General features: G+C 72.1%; 22 protein-coding genes and 1 pseudogene. 13 read left to right on the top strand and 10 right to left on the bottom strand.

Going from position 1 to position 23,561, the window contains the following annotated elements:
• Window positions 1–548 precede the first annotated feature (548 nt).
• Window positions 549–1,373 (top strand): annotated as a pseudogene (locus tag ACWDD7_RS14915) (helix-turn-helix domain-containing protein); the annotation flags it as partial.
• Here ACWDD7_RS14915 and ACWDD7_RS14910 read toward each other — a convergent pair.
• Together ACWDD7_RS14910 and ACWDD7_RS14905 are read right to left on the bottom strand one after the other, a co-directional pair.
• Entirely contained in the window at window positions 1,255–2,904 is a 1,650-nt protein-coding gene (locus tag ACWDD7_RS14910) for an SWIM zinc finger family protein (RefSeq protein WP_450457616.1), read from the bottom strand. The pseudogene ACWDD7_RS14915 and the gene ACWDD7_RS14910 sit on opposite strands and share 119 nt — an antisense overlap.
• A 515-nt stretch (window positions 2,905–3,419) precedes the next feature.
• Window positions 3,420–4,853: an ATP-binding protein gene (locus ACWDD7_RS14905; protein WP_450457615.1), complete on the bottom strand. Its 1,434-nt coding sequence runs from the start codon at window positions 4,851–4,853 to the stop codon at window positions 3,420–3,422.
• A gap of 524 nt (window positions 4,854–5,377) precedes the next feature.
• Here ACWDD7_RS14905 and ACWDD7_RS14900 point away from each other — a divergent pair.
• The gene (locus ACWDD7_RS14900) at window positions 5,378–5,794 is read left to right on the top strand and encodes a YrdB family protein (RefSeq protein ID WP_450457614.1); all 417 of its coding nucleotides are present in this window, start codon (window positions 5,378–5,380) and stop codon (window positions 5,792–5,794) included.
• A 150-nt stretch (window positions 5,795–5,944) separates the two neighbouring features.
• On the opposite strand, the gene ACWDD7_RS14895 is transcribed toward ACWDD7_RS14900, so the two are convergent.
• Together ACWDD7_RS14895 and ku are read right to left on the bottom strand one after the other, a co-directional pair.
• Entirely contained in the window at window positions 5,945–6,367 is a 423-nt protein-coding gene (locus tag ACWDD7_RS14895) for a hypothetical protein (protein WP_392218072.1), read from the bottom strand.
• 75 nt (window positions 6,368–6,442) lie between these two features.
• Window positions 6,443–7,468, bottom strand: coding sequence for a non-homologous end joining protein Ku (gene ku, locus ACWDD7_RS14890; protein WP_351872929.1), 1,026 nt, complete (start codon window positions 7,466–7,468; stop codon window positions 6,443–6,445).
• A gap of 53 nt (window positions 7,469–7,521) precedes the next feature.
• On the opposite strand from ku, the gene ligD reads away from it, so the two are divergent.
• Window positions 7,522–8,409 carry a non-homologous end-joining DNA ligase gene (ligD, locus tag ACWDD7_RS14885; RefSeq protein WP_450457613.1) on the top strand — a complete coding sequence of 296 codons (888 nt, stop codon included), beginning with the start codon at window positions 7,522–7,524 and terminating at the stop codon, window positions 8,407–8,409.
• A gap of 22 nt (window positions 8,410–8,431) precedes the next feature.
• On the opposite strand, the gene ACWDD7_RS14880 is transcribed toward ligD, so the two are convergent.
• Window positions 8,432–9,235 (bottom strand): nuclease-related domain-containing protein, encoded by an 804-nt coding sequence (locus tag ACWDD7_RS14880; RefSeq protein ID WP_450457611.1) that lies wholly within the window; start codon window positions 9,233–9,235, stop codon window positions 8,432–8,434.
• A 99-nt stretch (window positions 9,236–9,334) separates the two neighbouring features.
• On the opposite strand from ACWDD7_RS14880, the gene ACWDD7_RS14875 reads away from it, so the two are divergent.
• The 6 genes from ACWDD7_RS14875 to ACWDD7_RS14850 all read left to right on the top strand — a co-directional run bounded on the left by ACWDD7_RS14875 (window position 9,335) and on the right by ACWDD7_RS14850 (window position 15,375).
• Window positions 9,335–9,841 (top strand): protein-tyrosine phosphatase family protein, encoded by a 507-nt coding sequence (locus ACWDD7_RS14875; protein WP_392218078.1) that lies wholly within the window; start codon window positions 9,335–9,337, stop codon window positions 9,839–9,841.
• Between the two features lie 138 nt (window positions 9,842–9,979).
• Entirely contained in the window at window positions 9,980–10,690 is a 711-nt protein-coding gene (locus tag ACWDD7_RS14870; protein WP_450457610.1) for a hypothetical protein, read from the top strand.
• Window positions 10,687–11,937: a HAMP domain-containing sensor histidine kinase gene (locus ACWDD7_RS14865; protein WP_351872916.1), complete on the top strand. Its 1,251-nt coding sequence runs from the start codon at window positions 10,687–10,689 to the stop codon at window positions 11,935–11,937. Before ACWDD7_RS14870 ends, ACWDD7_RS14865 begins: the two co-directional genes overlap by 4 nt.
• A gap of 48 nt (window positions 11,938–11,985) precedes the next feature.
• Window positions 11,986–13,347, top strand: coding sequence for an FtsW/RodA/SpoVE family cell cycle protein (locus ACWDD7_RS14860; protein WP_351872914.1), 1,362 nt, complete (start codon window positions 11,986–11,988; stop codon window positions 13,345–13,347).
• A gap of 41 nt (window positions 13,348–13,388) precedes the next feature.
• Window positions 13,389–14,846, top strand: coding sequence for a penicillin-binding transpeptidase domain-containing protein (locus tag ACWDD7_RS14855; protein ID WP_450457666.1), 1,458 nt, complete (start codon window positions 13,389–13,391; stop codon window positions 14,844–14,846).
• A gap of 43 nt (window positions 14,847–14,889) precedes the next feature.
• Window positions 14,890–15,375: a DUF3291 domain-containing protein gene (locus tag ACWDD7_RS14850; protein ID WP_351872911.1), complete on the top strand. Its 486-nt coding sequence runs from the start codon at window positions 14,890–14,892 to the stop codon at window positions 15,373–15,375.
• Here ACWDD7_RS14850 and ACWDD7_RS14845 read toward each other — a convergent pair.
• Together ACWDD7_RS14845 and ACWDD7_RS14840 are read right to left on the bottom strand one after the other, a co-directional pair.
• Window positions 15,359–16,237 (bottom strand): hypothetical protein, encoded by an 879-nt coding sequence (locus tag ACWDD7_RS14845; protein WP_450457665.1) that lies wholly within the window; start codon window positions 16,235–16,237, stop codon window positions 15,359–15,361. The genes ACWDD7_RS14850 and ACWDD7_RS14845 overlap by 17 nt on opposite strands.
• Before the next feature lie 117 nt (window positions 16,238–16,354).
• Window positions 16,355–17,479: a ferritin-like domain-containing protein gene (locus ACWDD7_RS14840; protein WP_450457609.1), complete on the bottom strand. Its 1,125-nt coding sequence runs from the start codon at window positions 17,477–17,479 to the stop codon at window positions 16,355–16,357.
• A gap of 124 nt (window positions 17,480–17,603) precedes the next feature.
• On the opposite strand from ACWDD7_RS14840, the gene ACWDD7_RS14835 reads away from it, so the two are divergent.
• Window positions 17,604–18,542: an AurF N-oxygenase family protein gene (locus ACWDD7_RS14835; RefSeq protein ID WP_450457608.1), complete on the top strand. Its 939-nt coding sequence runs from the start codon at window positions 17,604–17,606 to the stop codon at window positions 18,540–18,542.
• A gap of 80 nt (window positions 18,543–18,622) precedes the next feature.
• Here the strand turns inward: ACWDD7_RS14835 and ACWDD7_RS14830 are convergent, their stop codons facing one another.
• Together ACWDD7_RS14830 and ACWDD7_RS14825 are read right to left on the bottom strand one after the other, a co-directional pair.
• Entirely contained in the window at window positions 18,623–19,309 is a 687-nt protein-coding gene (locus ACWDD7_RS14830; RefSeq protein WP_450457607.1) for a hypothetical protein, read from the bottom strand.
• Between the two features lie 84 nt (window positions 19,310–19,393).
• Window positions 19,394–19,993 carry a HutD/Ves family protein gene (locus tag ACWDD7_RS14825; RefSeq protein WP_450457606.1) on the bottom strand — a complete coding sequence of 200 codons (600 nt, stop codon included), beginning with the start codon at window positions 19,991–19,993 and terminating at the stop codon, window positions 19,394–19,396.
• Window positions 19,994–20,158: 165 nt separating this feature from the next.
• Between ACWDD7_RS14825 and ACWDD7_RS14820 the strand changes: the two genes are divergently transcribed.
• The 3 genes from ACWDD7_RS14820 to ACWDD7_RS14810 all read left to right on the top strand — a co-directional run bounded on the left by ACWDD7_RS14820 (window position 20,159) and on the right by ACWDD7_RS14810 (window position 22,290).
• Complete coding sequence (locus ACWDD7_RS14820) at window positions 20,159–20,818, top strand: TetR/AcrR family transcriptional regulator (protein ID WP_450457605.1); 660 nt, start codon at window positions 20,159–20,161, stop codon at window positions 20,816–20,818.
• Window positions 20,819–20,822: 4 nt separating this feature from the next.
• On the top strand, window positions 20,823–21,149 hold the full coding sequence (locus ACWDD7_RS14815) for a hypothetical protein (protein WP_450457664.1): 327 nt from the start codon (window positions 20,823–20,825) through the stop codon (window positions 21,147–21,149).
• Window positions 21,150–21,264: 115 nt separating this feature from the next.
• A complete protein-coding gene (locus ACWDD7_RS14810) occupies window positions 21,265–22,290 on the top strand; it encodes a C40 family peptidase (protein ID WP_351872896.1) in 1,026 nt (341 codons plus the stop codon).
• Window positions 22,291–22,303: 13 nt separating this feature from the next.
• Here ACWDD7_RS14810 and ACWDD7_RS14805 read toward each other — a convergent pair whose 3' ends face one another.
• Window positions 22,304–23,557, bottom strand: a complete 1,254-nt coding sequence (locus ACWDD7_RS14805) for a styrene monooxygenase/indole monooxygenase family protein (protein ID WP_351872893.1) — start codon at window positions 23,555–23,557, stop codon at window positions 22,304–22,306.
• Window positions 23,558–23,561 lie beyond the last annotated feature (4 nt).

Here is a 23,561-nt window from a genome sequence, read left to right as displayed (position 1 = left end):
CGGGTCTCCTGGAAGCGACGGACACGTCGGGACCCTCCGGTGCAGGAACGGGTGATCCTCCCGCGTACTCTCCGCGCCTTCGACGGCTACCGAGCTCGCGGAACCGGGCTCTGTCCGGGCATCGTCCACCGTTGCCTGGAGGAACTTCTCCCAGCCGGCCCGCGCGCGGGCTTGCAGTGCGAGACTCGGTCCGAACGGCGAGTCCGGAGCCATGTGCAGGAACCCGCTGGGACCATCCCCGGGACGACGAGGCTCACTTCGGTCCGGGTAGGCGTGCTGATCAGTAATCGTCACGGGAGCCCCCAGTTCTGGTCTTGGTCCGGGCTGAGCAGGAAGGCGCATCACCGGAACACGTCCGATCCGGCCTCCGTGGTCGTGGAGTATTGCCACTGGATCTCCCGCCGTGTAACGCTCACGACGAAAGTGTCCGCATGGGCGATTCAGGCATATGCCGGGAGAGACGCGTGGGCCGACCGACCCTGTAACTTCCTGACTGCCAGGGCGGATCCCGGCGGACCACCGCGGCACAGGCCCGAGGGAGGGGTGAGATGACGAACGGGACGGTCGCAGAGACCAGCACGGCCAGCCTCTCCTGCGAAGGCGGTCCCACCACCCGCCGTCGCCAACTCGGCCTCCGCCTCCTGGCGTTGCGCGAGGCCGCGGGCCTGTCGGCCGAGGAGGCGGGCGAACGGGCCGGGATGTCCAAGGCGACCGTCAGCCGCTACGAGCGCGCCAAGGGCAACGTCCGCTGGAACCAGGTGGACCAGCTCTGCCGCGCGTACGGCGTCGGCGACGCAGAGCGCCGGGAACTCATCGAGCTGGCCAAGAACAGCAAGGCCACCGAGGCCTGGTGGCTCCCGCTCGCCGGCAAGCTGCCGGGTCATCTGCGGATGCTGCTCGCCCTGGAGAACGAGGCGTCCAGCATCAGGCAGCACACCATCGGCGTGGTCCCCGGCCTCCTCCAGACGCGCGACTACGCGCAGGCCATCAAGGTCACGCCCGAGGCTGTGCTGCCGCCGGCCGAGCTCGACACATACCTGTCGACGCGCATGCAGCGCCAGCAGATCCTCGACCGGCCCGCCCCGCCCAGCTACCACGTCATCCTCGACGAGTCCGTGATTCGCCGCCCCGTCGGGAGTCCGGCCATCATGGCGACCCAGCTCCAGCACCTGCTGAAACGGGCCGAGCAGCCGCACGTGACGGTGCAGGTGCTGCCGTTCTCCTCCGGCGCCCACAGCGTCGGCCTGAGCAGCTTCATCGTCTTCGGCGGCTTCGGAGGCCCGGACCCCGCTCTCGACGTGGTCTTTCTCGAGCACCCGGTGGGCTCCCTCTTCCTCGAAGAGGCGCCGGTGCTCGCGGAGTACTCCCAGGGCTTCGCCCACCTGTGCCGGCAGGCCCTGGCCCCCGACGCCTCGACAGAACTGCTTGCCGAGGCACGACAGTCCTACCTGAACAACTGAAAGTAGCGAGGAACATCCCGTGCCCCAGCAGCCCCTGGGCGCCGGTCTGCGTGGCGGCCTGCCAGGCGGCGTCGACGTCCTTGTCGTCGAGCAGGGCGTCGACCAGGACAGAGCCGCCGTACCAGCCCTGCTGCCGCCGTTCCGCGTCAGCACGCAGCAGGGCAAGGGCTCCTGCTCGCTCGGCCGGCCAGCAGTCCCCGGTCCGCGCAGCAGCGCGCAACTGCTGGTAGGCGGCCAGAGTGCGGCGGGCGCGGAAGTGGTCGCGGCGCACGGCAACGGCATCCGACGGACGATCCGCCTGGGTGTAGCGGTCGCAGAGGTAGTCGACGAGGGCGGTGTCGACGTCGGAGAGGTCCCGGGTTTCCCGGATGCCGCGTTCTGCCCAGTCCAGGGCCTCGTCAGCGCGCCGCGCGGTATCCAGCTCGCGGGCGATGACCAGGTGCGTGTGGCCGTTCGGTGAGAGGTCGGCCGCATGCACGGCGATCACCGTATCGACATCGCCTCCCGCCTTGGCCAGACGCTCCATCAGGTACTTCTCGGCCCAGCCGCGGCGGTTGCCCTGCCATGCCTCGACCGCCGACTTCCGCAGGACTGCCATTCCCTCTTCGCCGAGGACATCCTCGTAATCGAGCGGATCGATGTCGGTCAGACCGTCGTCGATGTCACCGAGCACATGGCCGACCAGCCAGCGCGCGAGCTCCTCGGGGTCGGGGCGTGCCGCACGGCACGCGTCGAGGTGGGCATCGGCGAGGTCTGCACCGATCCGCCCGAGCCAGCCGTCCGAGTCGTCGACGCTCTCGACTGCCTCGGCCAGCAGTCGCATGGTCTCGCGCGCCAGGGTGATCGCGTCGGCGGCCCGGCCCGAGCCGGTCAGTGCGCCGATCGCGGACACCGCCTGTCCGGCCTGGTCGGCGTAGGCGCGGGCATCGGCGTACTCGACGTACCCATACTGCGTGAAGGGCCCGATGTCGAGCAGACCGCGGATACGGGACCGGACCGCGGCAAGGTCCCCGCTGGCGCTCGCGGCCCGCAGCTCCAGGCGGAGCCGCAACTGCCGGTCTCCGTCAATCTGTTCCCGTAGCAGAGCGAGCAACTCCTCCTTGGACAGAACGGACAGCCATCCGTCGAGGTCCTGCGCGCGCTCCCGGGCCGCCTTCCGCTGCCGCGGCAGGCGCTCCCGCCGGGCGAGCACCGTCAGGCCGAGGGCGACCAGGTGCTTGCAGAAGTTGCCCTCCAACCCGTACGGGCAGTCGCACTCGCCGGCAAGCCCGCCTGGCCCGTCCAAGGTCAGTCCCACCTCGTACCGTTCCGTGCCGTGAACGGTCGCGGTGACCCAGCTGTCACCGATCTCGACCCCGGACACCGCGTCCAGGTACCCGAGGCCACGTTCGAAGGAACGGGCACCGGCCAGCTTCTTGAGGTTCGCCTCGGTAAGGCCGCGCATGGTCCTTTTCCGCCCTGCTGTGGTGATGCAGTTGATGCTTCCGCCAGCCTAGGGGGGTCCGGAAGTGCGAGCGGCGGCTTCGGCGACTTTGACCTCCGACTCGACCCGGTGCCGGGGGTCGGCCGATCACGCTTCCTCTCCCGGTCCTCGTGGAGTTCACGGTTCTCGGCGGCCACCCCGAGGACGATGACTCCCAAGGCTCTGGCTCTCGCAGCCCACCAAGTCCGTCAGGCCCCCGGCCTGCGACCACTGCCCCAGGCCGGATCTCCTTCGAGCAGACCGGAGAGTTCCTCCAGATCAACCGGCACCGGCTGGCGCCGCCCCGGCCTCATCCACCGCTTCGGCCACCACGGCCTCCGGTTAACAACGCCATTCCCTTGTCTGCAGGCTTCCGTCCCGAGACCACCGCGCGGCTGAGCTCCCGAGCGGCCCCACACCACCCGTGATCGCCCCCCATGTGCAGGTCAGCGCCGTGCGCACGACCAGCCATGTGCCCCATGCCTCACGTCTCTCCGCTACTGCCAGGCACGGACCAGATCTTCAGGCCCCCAGTGGGCCGCAAGCGGCAGACTGCCGACGACACCGCTGCGGGACACCGCGACCAGCGGGGTGTCAGGCCCGGCGCCGGGCACCGCGAGTACGTCCCGAGCCAGAGCGTCGTATTCGCGCCGGCCGAACGGCTGGGACTCCAGCCACTTGATGGAGCCCACGAAGTGCACGGCGCCCGCTACGGGTTCACGGTCGGTGCCGACCAGGTCGATCTCGGGGTTGTTCTGCCGGTTCCACCAGCCGCCGACCGCCTCCGTCTCCGGCCACCGCTCGTCAGGCAGCAGCCGCAGCAGCGACTCGCGGATGAGGGGCTCGACCGCGCGCCCCCGCCAAGTGGTCCAGGACCGCTCGATGCGCTCCAGGGCCAGATCGCCCCGGCCGCGCTCGATGAGCGGGATGCCCCGCTGCAGGAACGCCAGCCAGAAACGGAGATACGGATCGGCGATGCGGTACCGCTTGTTCTTGGTGTCGGCCTTCGCGGACAGCGGCAGGTCGGCCGCCAGAACCCGCTTGGCCTGCAGGGTGTTCAGCAGCGGGGACAGCGTGCCCGATGGCAGGGCACCTGTTCCCCCGGCCTGTGCGGCGATGGTGGAGAAGGTCCGCTCGCCGCTGCCCACCGCCTCCAGCACCGCCCGCGAGTGCGACGCCTCGGGGAACTCCCCCAGCAGTGACAGCTCGCCCGCCACCAGGAGCGGAGACAGCGGATTCGCCACCGCCTCGCGCAGGAAGTCCGCCCGGCCCATCCCGGGCCGCCACGACTGGACGATCTCCGGAAAGCCTCCCGTGATCAGCAGCGCGTCCACCGCGTCCGCGGCTTCCAGCCCGGTCATGGCCTGCACATCGCCCAGGTGCAGCGGCCGGACGGTCATCTTCGCCGCCCGCCCGAAGAACGGCCGGCCGTACGACTGCAGCGCCTCCATCACCGACATGTCGCTGCCGACCAGGATGAGCAGGACCGGCTTGGCGGACAGGTGACGGTCCCAGACGGTCTGCAGAGCCCCCTCGAACTCCGCGTCCTGCTCAACCAGCCACGGCACCTCGTCGATCACCGCGATGCTCGGGACGTCGTCCGGAACCGCGACGGCCAGTGAGCGCAGCGCCTGATTCCAGTCCGCGGCCTGCAGCCCGGCCACCAGCTCCGCCCCCGGCAGGGCGGACTGGGCGAGCGTCCCGGTGAAGTCCGCCCGCTCGGCCGCGGCGTTGCGGCCCCGGGTCGCCTGGAAGACCACGTACGGAACCCGGGACCGGTCGCAGAACTCCTGAACCAGACGAGACTTCCCCACCCGGCGCCGCCCGGTCATGATCACGGCCCGCCCACGGGTAGCACCCGCGCCCTCGGTCACCAGGCCCAGCTGTCGAGCCAGCAGGTCCAGGTCAGCCGCCCTCCCCTTGAATTCCACAGGCGGCACCCTCTCGACGAAAACACAGTTTCGACATGACGTAGATTGAATCTTACTTAGATGTTAGCTCGCTTTCTATGTCAGTGAACCCGTCGAAAGCACGGACGGGCGCGCCGCACCGTTTCGGGCTGGGGTGGATGGACCACATCGGGCCAACCAGAGAATCCCGCAGGTCACAGCGGGTCCGGAACGACCGTCCGTTGCTTGCGGCTCCTGCCGGGACCCGAAACCCGCAGTCAATCGCCGCCGATCTGCCGCTCCAACCGGACAACCGTCTCGACCACCAGCTGCCCGCCGCCGACCAGCGGTCCTCCCTGTGCACATGCTCCGAGCGCCCCGCCGGGGGCACCCAGTATGAGGTGCCCAAAGACCCCGTCACCAGCGAAAACGCTGAGGCCGGGGTCTTCGCGTTTGTGGGGCGTGGACGCCGTTCAACGGGGCGGCCTGCCGCTCCGCTCGGCGTGGGTTCTCGCCGGGGAGCGCCGGCGTGCCATGCTGGCGTGCCGGAGCGGCGGGAGGTTCGGATGGTGGGGGGCACCAGCGGTGTGGCCGGGCTCGGTGGGCGGCCCTGGTACGGCGCCAACGAGGTTCTGGCGTTCCTGCTTGAGCTCGCGGCGCTGGGCTTCCTGGGCTGGTGGGGATTCGGTGCGGGGCATCGGGGTGCTCTCCGAATCCTGCTCGGCGTGGGCACGCCCCTGTCGGCCATCGTGGTCTGGGCGTTGTTCGCCGCGCCCCGGGCTCGGCTGCGGCCGCGGCTTCCCCTGGTCCTGATGGTGAAGGCACTGGTGCTCGGCGGCGGCGCCGCCGCTCTGTACGGCGTGGGGCATCCTGTCGCGGCGAGTGCCGTCGCCGTGGTGACGGTCGTCAACACGGCGGTGGCCGAGATCTTCCGTGCCACCCCGCCGCGCGTGGTGCCGGTCGGGCCGGCGCGCGACCGATGAACGGCGTAGCCCCCGGCTCGTCGACGCCGAGGGGTCGTTGTAGGTGACAGCGGCAGCGGCAGCGGCAGCGGCAGTTCCCGGTCTCGTCGGGTCTCGGGGGCTGGCGCAAGGCGCCGTTGACCGGAGCCGACCCGGTCCGAAGGGCAGACCCTAGTCCGCCGTCACCCCCCAGTAGCCGATCTCCGTCGGCCGGTCGTCGGTGTAGAGGACCGTGCAGTTGCCGCGGCCGCGGGCCGGGAAGGGGAGGCGGTCGGAGTTCAGGGCGGTGTTCCATTCGGCCGGGGTGGGGCGGCCGCCGGGGCACCAGGGGCGGATCTCGGCGTCGGTGAGGGGGCGCATGCAGGGGCCGTCGTCGCGGGCCGTGGCGTCGATCATGAGGGGGAAGTCCAGGACCGAGGCCGTACCGCCGGTGAAGACGTACTCGTGCCAGTCCGGGTCCCGCCACAGCTCGGCTACGGTCCGACCGCCGAAACCGTGGTCGTCCCGGGCCAGTTCACGCTCCTGGGCCGCGCGGAACGCGGCCACCGGATCCGGCTGGTACGGGCCCGTCCGCCGCCATGCGTTGCCACCCACTGGTATCTCTCCCTTGCGGCCGGGTGCGGTTGGCAGGGAAGCGTAGGGGGTGGCACCGACAACGCCCCGCGTCGGTCAGGCCGAGCGTTTCCGTGAGGCCGTCTTCTTCGCCGCCGTCTTCTTCGCCGTGGACGACTTGGACGCGGACGCCTTCGCCGTGCTCTTCTTGGCCGGTTCCGCCGACTTGGAGGTCGACTTCCGCGCCGAGGTCTTCTTCGCGGCGGTCTTCCTCGCCGTGGAGGCGGACTTCCTGGTGCCCGTCTCCTTGGGGGTGGAGCGGCTGCGCGACAGGGGTCTGACCTCGGCCTCGCCGGCGGACTCGGACTCACGGGACTCGCGGGCGGCGCGGACGCTGCTCTCCAGGGCGGCCATGAGGTCGAGGACCTTGCCGCCGGCCGCCGGCGCGGGAGCCTCCGGGGGTGCCTCGCCGGCCGCCTTCGCGGCGATGACCTCCTCCAGCGCCTCCCGGTACTCGTCGTGCAGTTCCTCCATCTCGACCTCCCCGAGGGTGTCCATCAGCGCGTCCGCGAGGTCGAGTTCCTTGTCGCGGATGGTGACGGCCACGTCCGGGGCGACGCCCTCGGGGGCCCGGACCTCGTCCGGCCACAGCAGCGCGTGCATGGCGATCGCGTCGTCGACCACCCGGAGCATCCCGAGGCGCTCCCGCCCGCGCAGCGCGAACTTGGCGATGGCCACCTTGTTGCTGCGCTTCAGGGCCTCGCGCAGGAGCGTGTACGGCTTGGCGGCCGGGGCTCCGCTGGCGGCGAGGTAGTACGCCGCGCCCATCTGGAGCGGATCGATCTTCTCGGCCGGCACGAAGGCCACGATCTCGATGGTGCGGGCCGTCGGGATCGGCAGATGGGACAGGTCCTCGTCGGTGATCGGGACGATGGTGCCGTCCGCGTCCTCGTACCCCTTGCCGATCTCGGACTGGCTGACCTCGCGGTCCTCCACCTCACACACCTTGCGGTAGCGGATGCGGCCGTTGTCCTCGGTGTGGATCTGGCGGAAGGAGATCGTGTGGCTCTCGGTCGCGTTGACCAGCTTGATCGGGATGCTGACCAGCCCGAAGGAGATGGCGCCGTTCCATATCGATCGCACGTGCCGCACCCTTCCTTTCCCATTTGCCCCGGTTCATCTGGGATTGTCATCCTATGACGCCTATCACAGAGGTGGAGGGGCGGCGGGTCCCGCTGACCAACCTGGAGAAGGTGCTGTATCCGGAGACCGGCTTCACCAAGGCGGAGCTGGTGCACTACTACGCGACCACCGCCGACGCGCTGCTCCCGCACCTGCGGGACCGCGCGGTGTCCTTCCTGCGCTATCCGGACGGGCCCGGGGGCCAGCTGTTCTTCACCAAGAACGTGCCGCCGGGTACACCCGAGTGGGTCACGACCGCCGAGGTGCCGAGGTCGTCGGCGGACAGTCCGGCCCGGATGGTCGTCGTACAGGATCTGCCGAGCCTCGTCTGGGCGGCGAACCTCGTCACCGAGTTCCATACGCACCAGTGGCTGGTGCGGTCGCCGGACGAGGCCGACCGGCTGGTGTTCGACCTCGACCCCGGGGCGCCGGCGACGATCGTGCAGTGCTGCGAGGTCGCCCTGTGGCTGCGCGAGCGGCTCGCGGCGGACGGGATCGAGGCGTACCCGAAGACGGCGGGGTCCAAGGGGCTGCATCTGCTGGCGGCGGTGTCCGGCGCCTCGCCGGAGCGGACCAGCGAGTACGCCAGGACACTCGCGGTGGAGGCGGAGCGGGCGCTGCCCCGCCTGGTGGTGCACCGGATGACCAAGAGCCTGCGGCCCGGCAAGGTGTTCGTGGACTGGAGCCAGAACGCGGCCCGCAAGACCACCGCCGCCCCCTACACCCTGCGCGCCCGCCGCACCCCGCTGGTCTCCGCGCCCGTGACCTGGGACGAGGTCGCCGGGTGCCGCTCACCTGGGCATCTGGAGTTCCAGGCCGAGGACATCGCGCCACGGCTGCGGGAGCACGGCGATCTGCTGGCACCCCTGCTGGACGGGGAACGAGCCGCGCCCCTGCCCTGAGGACCCGGGGCAGGGCGTGCCCCTAGACCTGCTCCCACGTCCGCCGATCCCGCGCCATCGCGTGCAGCGCCTCCACGTCCCCCGGTTTCAGCACCCCGCCCAGCCGGGCCAGACCCGTCAGCTCCGCGGCGGACAGAATCCGTACGCCCCGCGCCGCGGCGGTCAGGGTCACCCCTGCCGGGTCGGTCAGGGCGAGGACCGGGCGCACCTCGGCGGTCAGGGCGTAGGCGGCCCGGTCGGCGCGGGCGCGCAGCAGGCGCAGCAGGGGCTCGGGCGCGCGCCGGCCCACGGTGACCATCGGGTCGGCGACCCGCACCCGCGCCTTGCGGGCGTAGAGGGCGTGGACGGCGAACAGCCCGCCGGGGCCGATCAGCAGATGGTGGACGCGGTCGCCGCCGGGCAGCGGCAGCGAGTGCAGGGTGTGCCAGCCGGCGCCCTCCAGGCCGTCGAGCGTGTCGCCGACGGTCTGCTCGGCCAGCAGGGCGCGCCGGCGCGGGTCGGCGCGCAGCCGGTGCCCGGCGCCGGGGTCGCGGTCGAGGGCGATCAGCAGCGCCTCGCCGGGGCGGTTGGGCGCGAGGTCGTCGTCCGGGTGCAGGGACAGCCGGGCGAGTTCGGCGGGCGTGGGGACCGGGGGCGGGCCCACGGTCACCGGGCCGGTGAGAAAGGGCTTCAGGGCTTCGAGCACCCGTTCCCGCTCGTCCTCGGCGAGCAGGTTGACCCGGCCGGCGTCCCGGTCGTACCAGGCGATGCTGCCGCCGTCCGGGCGGCAGACGTACAGCCGGTCACGGCCGTGCCGGTGGGCCGGCACCACGCGCAGTCCGCTCATGCGCATCACCCCTCGACCATGGGAACAGGCCGGGTGCTTCCGGGGCAAGACCGGTTACCGTGGAGAGCGGCCCAGCGCAGGGGAGTTGGGGAGGCGCCGTTGCGGACCCGCGGGATGCAGCCCGACGTGCCTGCTCCACGGAACCCGTGGAGCGAGATCGTGCCCGGTCTGTGGATGGGCGGACACGAGTACCGGGGGCGTACGGGGCGACTGGAGCTCGCCGTCGTACGGGACGAGTTCGACGTGGTGCAGTCGCTGCTGCGACTGCCGGGGCACGGCCCGGACGCGGGCGTCGAGCACCATGTGTGGCCGATACCGGACGGGCCGCTGGACGGCACGCAGCTCGCCGGGGTGATCCGGCTGGCGCGGGCGGCGAACGAGGCGCTGGAGGCGGGCCACCGGGTGCTGGTGCGCTGCTACCACGGGTACAACCGCTCGGGTCTGGTGGTCGCGCACGCGCTGGTCCAGCAGGGCGGGTCGGCGGACGAGGCCATCCGGCTGATCCGGGCCCGCCGCTCGGCGTGGGCGCTGCACAACGAGCTGTTCGTGGCGTATCTGCGGGCCGGGTTGCATACTGTACGGCTGCTTGAGGAGCTGGCCGAGTAGCCTCTGTCCAGGCACCCGGAGCCCGGAGCCCGTAGGTGCAGAACGGACGAAAAGGGGCCTCCTTGGAATCTATGTGCATACTGGCCTACTGACCTGCAAAACCATCGTCCCAGGAGCACCGTGCCCTTCCGTCGCCCTGTGCGCGCCGTCCTTGCCGCGGCCGCCGTCGCCCTGCTGTCGGCGACGGCGGCGGCCTGTGGGGACGCCGGCCAGCTCCAGAGCGCCGGGCCGACCCAGGCCGCGGACAGCCCCGCCAAGCTCTGGCCCGACCTGCGCCCGGCGTCCAGCCCGGCCTACCCGTACGACGTGGCGACCCGTGAGACCGTCAAGGGGCTGACCGTCCACGGCGGCGACATCCGCGCGGTCGATCCGGTGGACGTCGTCGAGGCGGAGCTGAAGGCGCACCCGGACGACTACGGGTCCAAGGGGGCGTACCACGCGACCGTGGACCGGGTGAAGGAGTGCCGTCCGGGCGGCGACCGGGCGCTGTGCCCGCTGCTCAAGCCCTACTACCAGGATCTGACCGGGGACGGCCGGCCCGATCTGACGCTCGGCTTCCGGCTGTACCCGACCAACCAGACGGCCGTCCGGGTCTACACCGTCGAGGGCAGCCACCTGGTGCAGGTGCTGGCCGACAACGACGCGATCCTCGGCGTGGAGCTGGCGGGGCGCGCGCTGATCGAGCGCAACCCGGCCGACATCTCCGGCTACGAGTACCGCACCACCTGGGAGTGGGACCCCGGCCAGCGCGCGATGGTGTTCTCCCGGGACGAGTACCTGCACACCGGCGCGGGCCGCGGTCCCCGCAAGCCCACCGCGTCGCCGTCCGCCTCCCCGAGCGCGTCATGAGGCTCCCGCCGGCCCGCTGGGCCGGGCCCCTCGCCGTGAAGGCGGCCGTGTTCATCACCGTGATGTGCTGCGCGCTGGCCGCGCTGCTCGGCGTGCTCGTGCACGTCTCGGTGACCAACCAGACCGTCGGACAGGCCCGCGGCCTCGCCCTGTCCCGGCTCGCGGACGCCACCCGCGCCTACGAGGCCGGGGACGCGCTGATGCCGAACGCCGGGGTGGACCCCGCGGGGCTGCCCGGCTCGCTGCGGCGGCTCGCGGCCTCCGGGCAGCGCGGCACCATGGTGTCCAGGCACCGGGGGCGGCCGACGATGTGGGCGGCGGGCCCGGTCCAGGGGCGCCGGGCGCTCGCCGTGGAGATCGACTACTCGCAGCAGTCGCGCACCATCGCCGGGCTCGACACCTCGATCCTGTGGTCGTCCGTCCTCGCGATCGGCGCGACCGTGCTGGTCGGCGTGTTCGCCGTGTCCCGGGTGACGCGGCGGCTGCACGGCACGGCGCGGGTGGCCCGCCGGATCAGCGCGGGCGACCTGGACGCGCGCGTGGAGGACCCCCGTACGAAGGACCCGTCCCGGCCCCCGGACGAGGTGGCCGCGGTGGCCGCGGCGCTGGACTCGATGGCGTCCTCGCTCCAGGGCAAGCTGCTCAGCGAGCAGCGGTTCACCGCGGACGTGGCGCACGAACTGCGGACGCCGCTCACCGGGCTGCACGCGGCGGCGGAACTGCTGCCGCCGGGGCGGCCGACGGAGCTGGTGCGGGACCGGGTGGCGGCGCTGCGCACGCTCACCGAGGACCTGCTGGAGATCTCCCGCCTGGACACCGGGCGGGAGCGGCTGGACGTCGACGCCGAGGAGCTGGGGGCGCTCGCGAAGCGGGTGGTGCGGGCGTCGGGGACGGACACCGAGGTACGGGTCGTACGGGACGCGCTCGTGGAGACGGACCGGCGGCGGCTCGAACGGGTGCTGGGGAACCTGGTGGCCAACGCGCACAAGCACGGGGCGTCGCCGGTGCTGCTGACGGTGAACGGGCCCGTGGTGACGGTGCGGGACCACGGGGGCGGGTATCCCGAGTACCTGGTCGCGCACGGGCCGCAGAGGTTCCGGACCGAGGGCGGCGCGAAGGGGCACGGGCTCGGGCTGACGATCGCGGTGGGACAGGCGGAGGTCCTGGGGGCACGGCTGTCGTTCCGGAACGCGGTGGACGGGGGCGCGGTGGCGACGTTGGTCCTGCCGGTGGCTTCGCCGCGCTGACGGCCCGCAGCGCAAGAACAAATAGTGTGTTTTGGGTAGGTTCCGGGCATGACCAACGCCGGAACCGCCGCGGCGGCGGCCCCGACGGCCGTGGCCGACGCACGGCTGCCCCGGCGCCGTGGCATCGAGCTGGCCCTGATCGTGCTGGCCGTGACGCTGTCCGTGTACGGGTACTGCGCGGTGGGCATGGGCCGGGCCGGGCGGGTGCCGCCGGGGGCGCTGGCGTACGGGGCCGGGCTCGGGGTCCTCGCGCTCGTCGCCCACCTCGCCGTACGGCTGCGGGCGCCGTACGCCGATCCGCTGCCGCTGCCGATCGGGGTGCTGCTCAACGGGCTCGGCCTGGTGCTGATCTACCGGCTGGACCTGGAGACGCCGGGCGACCACGCGGCCCCCGCGCAACTGGTGTGGTCCACGCTCGGGGTGGCCCTGTTCATCGTCGTCGTCCTGCTGCTGCGCGACCACCGGGTGCTCCAGCGGTACTCCTACGTCTGCGTGGTCGCCGCGCTCGCCCTGTTGCTGGCGCCGAGCCTCTTCCCGGCGGTCAACGGCGCCCGGATCTGGATCCGTGTCGCCGGTTTCTCCATCCAGCCGGGCGAGTTCGCGAAGGTGCTGCTGGCGGTGTTCTTCGCCGCGTACCTCGCCGCCAACCGCAACGCGCTCGCGTACACCGGCCGCCGGATCTGGCGGATGCAGTTCCCGACCGGGCGGGTGCTCGGCCCGCTCGTGACGATCTGGCTGCTCAGCGTCGGCGTGCTGGTCCTGGAGCGCGACCTCGGCACCTCGCTGCTGTTCTTCGGGCTGTTCGTCATGCTGCTGTACGTCGCCACCGGGCGCACCGGCTGGATCGCGGTGGGGCTGGTGCTCGCGGTGCTCGGCGCGGTGGCCGTCGGCCGGGTGGAGCCGCACGTGGGCGCGCGGATCGCGGACTGGCTGCACCCGTTCGCCACCATCGAGGCCGGCCGTGGCCCCAACCAGCTGTCCCAGTCGCTGTTCGCCTTCGCCGCGGGCGGGCTGCTCGGCACCGGCCTCGGGCTCGGGCACTCGGTGCTCATCGGCTTCGCCACCAAGTCGGACTTCATCCTGGCCACCGCGGGCGAGGAGCTGGGCCTCGCGGGCCTCGCGGCGATCATCCTGCTGTACGCGCTGCTGGTGGAGCGCGGCTACCGGGCGGGCCTCGCGCTGCGCGAGCCGTTCGGGCGGCTGCTCGCGGTGGGGCTCGCCTCGATCCTGGCGCTCCAGGTGTTCGTGATCGCGGGCGGGGTCACCGGGCTGATCCCGCTGACCGGCATGGCCATGCCGTTCCTGGCCCAGGGCGGCTCCTCGGTGGTCACCAACTGGGCGATCGTGGCCCTGCTGATCCGGGTGAGCGACTCGGCACGCAGCCAGTACGACGGCAGGGAGGCGCCATGAGCGAGTACGCGGGGATGGGCGGCGGCGAGGGCGGGCGGCCGATGGCCCGGTACATCCGGCACGCCTGCGCGTTCTGCGCCCTGCTGCTGGCGGCCCTGCTGGTCAACGCGGCCCGGGTGCAGCTCGTCCAGGCCGGCGACTACACCGGCAACCCCGCCAACCGCCGCGCGGCCATCGCCCGTTACCAGCAGCCGCGCGGCGACATCCTGGTGGGCGGCAGGCCGGTCACCGGCTCCGTGGACACCCATGAGCAGCTGCGCTACGAACGCGCCTACAAGGAGGGCCCGTTGTACGCCCCGGTGACCGGCTTCGCGTCGCAGTCGTACGGCACCACGTTCCTGGAGCACACCGAGGACGGGGTGCTCTCCGGCAGCGACCCGATGCTCGCGCCGCTGCCGCTGTGGAACGACGTGACCCGGAGCCTGAATCCGGGCGGCGACGTCGTGACGACCCTGAACCGGGCGGCCCAGGAGGCGGCGTACCGGGGGCTCGGCGGCCGCAAGGGCGCGGTGGCCGCGATCGAACCGGCGACCGGGCGCGTCCTGGCGCTGGTGACCAGCCCGTCGTACGACCCGGCGCGACTGTCCGGCAACGGCGCGGCGGCGGCCTCCGCGTGGGCCCGGCTCAACGGCGACCCGGACAAGCCGATGCTCAACCGGGCGGTGCGGCAGACCTATCCGCCGGGATCGACGTTCAAGGTGGTCACCGCGGCGGCGGCGCTGGACGCGGGCGTGATCACCGACCTGGACGCGCGCACCGACTCCCCCGACCCCTATCGGCTGCCCGGCACCCGCACCCACCTGACCAACGAGACGGACGGCTGTGCGGACACCTCGCTGCGGGACGCCTTCGAGTGGTCCTGCAACACCGTCTTCGCCAAGCTGGGCGTGGATGTCGGGGTGTCGAACATGAAGGCGACGGCGGAGGCGTTCGGGTTCAACGACAGCGGGGTGCGCGTCCCGTTCCCGGTCGCGCCCAGCACCTTCGACTCCCACGTGGACAGGGCCCAGTTGGCGCTGTCCTCGATCGGCCAGTACAACACCCGCGCGACCCCGTTGCAGATGGCGATGGTCGCGGCGGCCGTCGCCGACGACGGGCGGCTGCACACGCCGTACCTGGTGGAGCGGACGACCCGGCACGGCGGCGAGACGGTCTCCGGGAGCGGAACGCATCCGGTGCGCCAGGTGATGCACCCCTACACGGCCGAGCAGTTGAAGGAGCTGATGACCGGGGTGGTCCGGGAGGGCACCGGCACCCGGGCGGCCATCCCCGGCGCCGTCGTCGGCGGCAAGACCGGCACCGCCCAGCACGGGGTGGGCAACACCGGCCTGCCGTACGCCTGGTTCGTCTCCTGGGCGCAGGCCCAGGACGCGGTGGAGCCGGCGGTCGCGGTCGCGGTGGTGGTGGAGGACGCCTCGGCGGACCGGGGCGAGATCAGCGGCGGGGGTGACGCGGCGCCGATCGCCCGGGACGTGATGCGGGCGGTGCTCGGCCGGTGAGACGGGGCTCCCTCGGGAGCCGGGGGGTCCTTATGGTTCGACCATGACGGATACCGCACCCGCGTACGAACTGGCCCAGGTCAACATCGCCCGCCTCAAACACCCCTTGGATTCGGCGGAATTGAAGGACTTCGTCGACGGGCTCGCCCCGGTGAACGCGGTCGCCGACGCCTCGGACGGCTTCGTGTGGCGGCTTGAGGGCGACTCCGGCAACGCGACCGACGTGCCGGTCCTCGGGGACGCGTGGATGATCGTCAACATGTCGGTGTGGCGGGACCAGGACGCGCTCACCGCGTTCATGTACCGGGGGCAGCACCGGGAGTTGCTGGCCCGGCGCAGGGAGTTCTTCGAACGTCTCGACGAGGCGGTGACCGCGCTGTGGTGGGTGCCGGCCGGCCACCGCCCGGCGGTCGCCGAGGCGGAGGACCGGCTGCTGCACCTGAGGGCGCACGGCCCGACGCCGTACGCCTTCACGCTGCGGACGCCGTTCGCGCCCGGGGACGAGTCGGCGGTCAGCCGATCGGCTTGACCGCCTCGGAACGGACCTGCAGGGTCTGCTTGGCGAGCCCGGCCAGGTCGACCTGCGAGGGGTCCTGGGACAGGTGCGGGGTGTCGACGACGGCGATGGTGGCGCCGGTGTTGTCGTCGGCCCAGGCGCACATGGGCAGGGTCATCTTCGAGCCGAGCGAGTCCTGGGTGAGCACCTCACAGGTGATCGTGATGCCGCCGAGGTCGAAGTCCTTCGCCGGCACGGCGACCTTGGCGCCGTTGCCCTCGGCGGCGCCCTTCATCATGTTGCGGCGGGCCTCGTCGGTGTTCTTGAACCGGCCGTACATGCCGGACACCACCAGGGTGCCCTTGGTGTCGTCGCCGCCCAGGCTGTAGCTGCCGACGACACCGTGGGTGTCCTTGGCGTCCCAGGCGCCGTCCGCCTCGTCCCCGATCTTCTTGCCCTCGGTGTCGGAGAGGTCCTTGGCCAGCTCGTACTTCCCGTCGAGCAGCGTCTGCGGCAGCGTGAGCTTGTTCTTGGCGTCGGGGAAGGTGGTCGCCGCCTTGTAGCCGATCGCGCCGAGGGCGACCACGCCGCCCACGATCAGCACGACGGCACCGCCGACGATCCCGAGGATCAGGCCGACCCGGCTCTTCTTCGGGGGCGGCGGCACGACCGGCGGCATCCCGCCCCAGCCCTGGTACGGCGGCTGCTGCGCGGCGGCCCCCGGCTGGGGCTGCTGGGGGTACGGCGAGCCGCCGTAGGGACCGGGGGTCTGCGGCTGCGGCTGCCCGTAGGGGGGCTGCTGGCCATAAGGGGACTGCTGGCCGTAGGGAGGCTGCTGGCCGTACGGGGAACCGGGCTGGTTCGGGTACGGCGGCTGCTGCGGCGACGGAGGCATGGACACGCCAGCACGCTACTGCACATGGGTGAACGGACGGGCACCGAGTCCGCCCGGTCCCGCCCGCCCCGCTCCGTCACCTCCCGGCGGCCACCACGGCCCGCCTCGGCGCTCTTCTCAGCCCTCGCCGGGACCCGGCTCCCGCTCCCCCGACTCGATCGCCTCCCTCACCTCCGCCACCCGCGCCCGCTCCTCCCGCGCGAAGCGCTGCGCGTCCAGGTGGTCGGCCTGTTCCTCGTCCTCGGCCATCAGCCGCTCCAGATCGGAGTCGCCCAGTTCCAGCACGCCCAGGTCGACGTAGGCCCGCCGAAGGCGTTCGCCCCACAGGCCGATGTCCTTGACGCAGGGCACGATGCGGCTGAACAGCAGCTTGCGGAAGAGCCGGAGGAACTCGGTGCGCTCCAGGAGCCGCTCGCCCTCGGTGCGGGCGATGCCGAAGTTCTCCAGCACCTCCACCCCGCGCAGCCGGTCGCGCATCAGATAGCAGCCCTCGATCACGAACTCCTCGCGCTCGCGCAGTTCGGCGTCGGTGAGCTGCTTGTAGTAGTCGCGCAGCGCCATCCGGCCGAAGGCCACGTGCCGGGCCTCGTCCTGCATGACGTACGTGAGGATCTGCCGGGGCAGCGGCTTGTCGGTGGTGTCCCGGATCATGCCGAAGGCGGCCAGCGCCAGTCCCTCGATGAGCACCTGCATGCCGAGGTAGGGCATGTCCCAGCGGCTGTCGCGCAGGGTGTCGCCGAGGAGCGACTGGAGGTTGTCGTCGATCGGGTAGACGAGCCCGACCTTCTCGTGCAGGAACCGGCCGTAGATCTCGGCGTGCCGGGCCTCGTCCATGGTCTGGGTCGCGGAGTAGAACTTGGCGTCCAGGTCGGGCACCGACTCCACGATCCGGGCCGCGCAGATCATGGCGCCCTGCTCGCCGTGCAGGAACTGGCTGAACTGCCAGGAGGCGAAGTGCCGGCGCAGCTCGCCCTTCTCGCGCTCGCTCATCCTGTCCCAGTACGGCGTCCCGTACAGGGCCGTGGCCTCGTCGGGGGTGCCGAGCACGTCGTAGGGATCGACCTCCAGGTCCCAGTCGATGCGCTTGGTCCCGTCCCACTGTTTGTCCTTGCCCTTCTGGTACAGGGCCAGCAGCCGCTCGCGGCCGTCGTCGTACTCCCAGCTGAACCTGGCCGCGCCGGACGCGGGCACCTGCCAGGCGGACTCTCCGGGTTCGTTGGCGTACAGCTCATGGGTGGACATATCACGCAGGCTCACATGTAGACACGCGGTCAACAAGTCGTGTGCAGGGGATTGACGGTCTTGCTGACAGGCAGTCTCATAAGTTGTCGAACGACATACCCCCGGGTAACGAGGTGAGGGAGCCATGACGATCCTGACGGAAGCGGACGCGCTGGACGGCCTGCGCGACGCGCTCGGCCTGCTCAAGGACCGGGAGCAGGTGGCCGAACGGCTGCTGGTCTCCTCCGCCAAGCACTCCTTCGACCCCGACAAGGAGCTGGACTGGGACGCGCCCTTCGAGGAGGGCAAGTGGTTCTGGCCGCCGGAGCTGGTCTCGCTGTACGGGACGCCGCTGTGGCAGCGGATGAGCGAGGAGCAGCGCATCGAGCTGTCCCGCCACGAGGCGGCGGCCCTGGCCTCGCTCGGCATCTGGTTCGAACTCATCCTGATGCAGCTGCTGGTGCGGCACATCTACGACAAGTCCGCCACGAGCGCGCATGTGCGCTACGCCCTCACCGAGATCGAGGACGAGTGCCGCCACTCGAAGATGTTCGCGCGCCTGATCGCGCGGAACGGCACCCCCTGGTACCCGGTCAGCAAGGTGCACCAGAACCTGGGCCGCCTCTTCAAGACCATCTCCACCACCCCGGGTTCCTTCACGGCGACCCTGCTGGGCGAGGAGGTCCTGGACTGGATGCAGCGGCTGACCTTCCCGGACGAGCGGGTGCAGCCGCTGATCCGGGGCGTGACGCGCATCCACGTGGTCGAGGAGGCCCGCCATGTGCGCTACGCCCGTGAGGAGTTGCGCCGCCAGATGGTGACCGCCCCGCGCTGGTCCCAGGAGTTCACACGGGTGACCTCCGGCGAGTTCGCGCGCGTCTTCTCCGTCGCCTTCATCAACCCCGAGGTCTACACCCATGTCGGCCTCGACAAGCGCGAGGCCATGGCCCAGGTCAGGGCCAGCGCCCACCGCCGCGAGATCATGCAGACCGGAGCGAAGCGGCTGACCGACTTCCTGGACGAGATCGGGGTGCTGCGGGGCGTCGGGCGGCGACTGTGGCGGTCCTCGGGGCTGCTGGCGTAGCACGGACACCAAGCCCCCGCCGGCGGAACACGTCCGGTCCGGCGGGAGCCTCGGGGTACCCGGCGGCACCGCCACCGGTCTCACGCGTGGGCGCTGATCACACCGCCGTCGCTGAGCACGATGAAGATGCCGTTGGCGTCGAGCCCGGTGTCGTGCTGGTTCGCCTGCATCGTGGCGGCCACGCCGTCGTGGCCGATGATCCGCGCCCGGTACCGGAGTTCACCGAGCTTCGTGACCTCGGCCGTCCAGCCGCCCGCGAGCCTGAAGGTGCCGGGCCCCTGGTGACCGCCGCCCAGCCAGGCGTGGACCCGGCCGTCCAGCGTGAGCACGATGAACATGTCGTTGCCGTCGAGCCCGGCGTCCCGGCCGTTCGCCTCCAGCGTGGCCAGGACCGAACCCCGGTTGACGATCTTGGCGCGGTAGTGCTGGGCGCCCAGCCGGTAGATCTCCGCCTTGCTGCCGTCGGGCAGGGTCTGGGTGCGCACCGGGGACGACCCCTTGGCCGTGCCGGCCGACGCGCCGGTACGGGACGACACGGGGGTCTCGTTCCGCGTGCCGGTCGGGGACTCGCCCCCGCCGGCCCCGGTGCCGCCGGGAACACCGACGCCACCGGTGGCGTGTGCGGCGGCGACGGTGACCTTGGGGCCGGCCGCGGCGTCCTTGCTCCCGCCGCAGGCGGTCAGCGAGAACGCCGCGGCGGCGGCGAGGGCCACCAGGCCGGCGGAACGGGCGGCGCGGACGGTACGGCGAGCGCTGCGCGTGGTCATGATCGAGGTCCCCCTTGGGTGTCTGCTCTTCCCTACGCCCCGTCAGATGTTCTCCACGCGAGTGCAGTTCACCCGGTTCTGTCCTCACTTGGTAACAGCGCGAACCCCCTGGACCGTCGCGGCCGCGCCGGTGAGGGTGACGAGCGCGGCGACGCCGGTGACGTCGAGAGCCTCGCCGTGGGCGCCGGTGACCAGGGCCGCGTCGAAGCGGCCGAGGGTGGTGCCCGCCGCTTCGAGGAGGGCGGAGCCCTCCAGTACGACGACGAGCAGCGCGGCCCCGGCGGACGCCGGGAGCGCGGCCCGCCCCCGTACGATCTCCACCCCCGCGCGGGCCCGTCCGCGCCGGGTCATCACGTTGAAGTCGACGAGCGGACCCCCGAGCAGGCGGCAGTCGGTGTCGGCGTCCCCGGGGAAGGCGAAGGGGGTGTACCGCTCGGCCACGGTGTGCGCGCTCCCGTCGACGGTCAGCACCATGCCGGGGCCGTCGACCAGGGTGATGACCCGGTCGACCCCCTCGAAGCGGGAGAACGGACCCCCCTGGGCCACGTCCGCGAGGCTGACGCGCCACGCGAAGTCCGCCGTCCCGGCCCCGCTCGGGGCCGCGGCGATCTCGCGGGTCAGCCCGCCCCCGTTCTTCCACGGCGCCGCCGGACGTCCGTCGGCCCTCAGCACGCGCACCGCCATCCGCACTCCCTCTGATCCGATGTCCCCCGTGTGTATCCGGGGAGCCGCCCCGGTGTCGAACGCCACCGGGAGGAGCGGGGGCGGCTCGCAGCGGGGCGGACCGCCGGGCAGGTAGGCCGACCGGTACGCGGCGCGCTCCCGGGCGCGCAAGTTACGCTGCGTGGCATGACCCCCCAGACGGCCACCCCCGCCTACCGCCGGCTCAGCGTCGAGGAGCGTCGGCGCCAGCTGCTCGACGCCGCGCTGTCGCTGTTCGCGCACCGGGCGCCCGAGGACGTGTCGCTGGACGACGTGGCGGAGGCGGCCGGGGTGTCCCGGCCGCTGGTGTACCGGTACTTCCCGGGCGGCAAGCAGCAGCTGTACGAGGCCGCGCTGGGGTCGGCCGCGGACGAACTGCGGCAGTGCTTCGACGAGCCCCGCACGGGCTCCCCGCTGGCCCGGCTGGCCCGCGCCCTGGAGCGCTATCTGGCCTTCGTGAACGAGCACGACACCGGCTTCGCCGCGCTGCTGCGGGGCGGCAGCGTGGTGGAGACCTCGCGCACCACGGCCATCGTGGACGGGGTGCGCCGGGCCGCCGCCGAGCACATCCTCAGCCACCTCGGCGCCACCGACCCCGGCCCCCGGCTGCGCATGACGATCCGCATGTGGATCACGGCCGTCGAGGCGGCCTCGCTGATCTGGCTGGACGAGGACAAGCAGCCGCCCGCCGACGAGCTGCGCGACTGGCTGGTGGACCAGTTCGTGGCCGTCCTCTCGGTCACCGCGGCCCGCGACCAGCAGACGGCCGCCCTCATGGCCACCCTCGGCCGGGATGCCCGAGACTGAGACCGTGAAGAGCCAGGACACCCCGTTCGAGGGCGGCCCCATGGACGGACGCGTGCTGCCCGTCCTGCTCGGGCCGACCGGACACCCCCCGAAGACGTACCGCATCCCCGTGCCCGACCCGGACGACGGCCCGCCCACGGTGTACGTCTACCGGCGGGTGCCGCGCGGCCACAGCAAGCGGCTGGGGCTGATCCAGGGGTGGAAGTACGCGTACGACCCCGAGGACACCTCCGGCGGCCGCCCGCGCTGGCCCTGGTCCAAGCCCCACACGTCGCCGCACGGCAAGCCGCACCCGAGGCCGTCCGGCAACTCGGAGGACACGCACGGGTGACAGGGTTGCGCCGAACCGCGCACACGCGGCGCGCGCCCCACCGAAATACGTCTGATTATCGCGGTGCGATAGGGGACGGCAATGCGCCCACCCCTTCCGCACCCGAGGTGATGATGTGTCAGGAAAGCTTGTGCGCCTGGCCTGTACGGCCACGGTGGCGGCCCAGGCCGTCCTCGCGCCCGTGCCCGCCACCGCCGCACCCGAGCCGCAGCGGCGGACCGTCGCCCAGCTGCTGACGGACCTGCAGACGCTGTACCGGCAGACCGAGCAGGCCACCGAGGCCTACGACGCCACCGCCGACCGGCTGAAGCGGCAGAAGGCCGAGGTGGCCCGCCTCGACAAGGAGCTGAGCCGCGCCCGGCTCGCCCTCCGGGACAGCCGCGCCGACGCCGGCCGGCTGGCGCGCCAGCAGTACCAGAGCGCCTCCGGCGGCCTCGGCCCCTACGTCAGCCTGCTGCTCGCCCCGGACCCGCAACGCGCCCTGGACGAGGGCCACGTCCTCGGCGAACTGGCCCGCCAACGCGCGCGTACCGTGGCCAGGTTGACCGGCGCCGAGCGGCACTCGGACGCCGTCGCCCGCACCGCGCGCAAGGCCCTCGGCACCCAACTGGCCCTGGCCGGGCAGCAGCGGAAACAGCGCGACGCCGTCCAGGCCAGACTCGCCGACGTGGAACGCCTTCTGGCCACCCTCAGCCCCGACCAACTGGCCGCCGTCGACCGCCTCGAACAGCAGGGCGTCACCGCGGCCCAGCAGGCCCTCGCCGGTTCCCTCTCCGACGACCGCCCGCCCTCCAGCCAGGGCGAACGCGCCGTCCGTTTCGCCCTGGACCAGCTCGGCAAGCCCTACGTCTGGGGCGCCCAGGGCCCCTCGGCCTACGACTGCTCCGGCCTGACCTCCCAGGCGTGGCAACACGCGGGCACCCCGATCCCCCGGACCAGCCAGGAGCAGTGGCATCGGCTGAAGAGGGTGCCCCTGCGCCGGCTCCGCCCGGGAGACCTGGTCATCTACTTCCCGGAAGCGACTCACGTGGCCATCTACGTGGGCGCCGGAAAAGTGGTGCAGGCCCCGAGGCCGGGCGCACGGGTCAAGATCTCACCCGTGGCGTCGAACCCGGTCCTCGGAGCCGTACGCCCGGGATAGCGCCCCCAGGGGCCTACGCCCCCGCCACCGACCCGAGGTACTCGCTCGCCTTCTCCGGCTCGAAGAAGAAGTTCTCGAAGTCGGCCGGGTTGTCGAAGCCGTTGGCGAATCGATCCGCCACGGGCTGGAGCTGACCGGCCGCGCCGATGAGGTTCAGGACGTGCTCCGGCGGCGGCGCCAGCATCGCGTTCGTCCACTTGGTGACGTGCCGCGCGGTCTGCCAGTAGCGCTCGAACGTCTCCCGCATCCACGCCTCGTCGAACGGCTGGTCGCCGCGCTCCAGGATCGACGCGAGGTACGACGCCGCGCACTTGGACGCGGAGTTCGCGCCCTGCCCGGTGATCGGGTCGTTGGCGACGACCACGTCGGCGACGCCGAGCACCAGCCCGCCCGAGGGCAGCCGGCCGATGGGGTTGCGTACGGTCGGCGCGTACCGGCCCGCCAACGTGCCACCGGCGTCCGTGAGTTCGGCCTTCGTCGCCCGCGCGTACTCCCAGGGCGTGAACTTCTCCATGAGTTCCAGGGTCAGGGAGAGGTGCTCGGCCGGGTCCTTGACGCCGTTGAAGACGTCGAGCGGGCCGCCCGGTACGCCCTCCCAGAACAGGATGTCGGCGCGCCCGGAGAGGGTGTACGTCGGCATGACGAACAGCTCGCCGACGCCCGGCACCAGGTTGCAGCGGACCGCGTCGAACTCCGGGTGCTCCGGGCGCGGGCCGAGGCCGTGCACGTACGCCACCGCGAGCGCGCGCTGCGGCTCGCTGTACGGGGAGCGCTCCGGGTCGCGGGCGAACATGGACACCAGCTCGCCCTTGCCGGCGGCGACCAGCACGAGGTCGTAGGTGCGCGAGAAGTAGTCGAGGTCGCCCACCGCCGCGCCGTGGATGACCAGTTGGCCGCCGCGCTGGGCGAAGGTCTCCATCCAGCCGGCCATCTTCACGCGCTGGTCGACGGACTGGGCGTAGCCGTCCAGCTTGCCGACCCAGTCGATGGCGCGCTGGGTGGGACCCGGGTCGTGCGAGCCGGGGGCCGCGACCGAGACGCCGAGTCCCTGGATCTTCGGGGCCTGGGACTCCCAGAAGTTCAGCTGGAGGTCGCGCTCGTGCTGGAGCGCGGTGTGGAACATGCACTGCGTCGACATGACGCGGCCGGAGCGGATCTCGTCCGCGGTCCGGTTCGACATCAAGGTGACCTCGTAGCCGTGCGACTGCAGGCCGAGGGCTATCTGGAGTCCGGACTGGCCGGCTCCGACGACGAGTATCTTGCGCATGCGG

Source organism: Streptomyces sp. NPDC001056, from assembly GCF_053598955.1.
The sequence above is the reverse complement of the archived record's forward strand: the minus strand, read 5'-3'. Positions and strand labels throughout refer to the sequence as shown.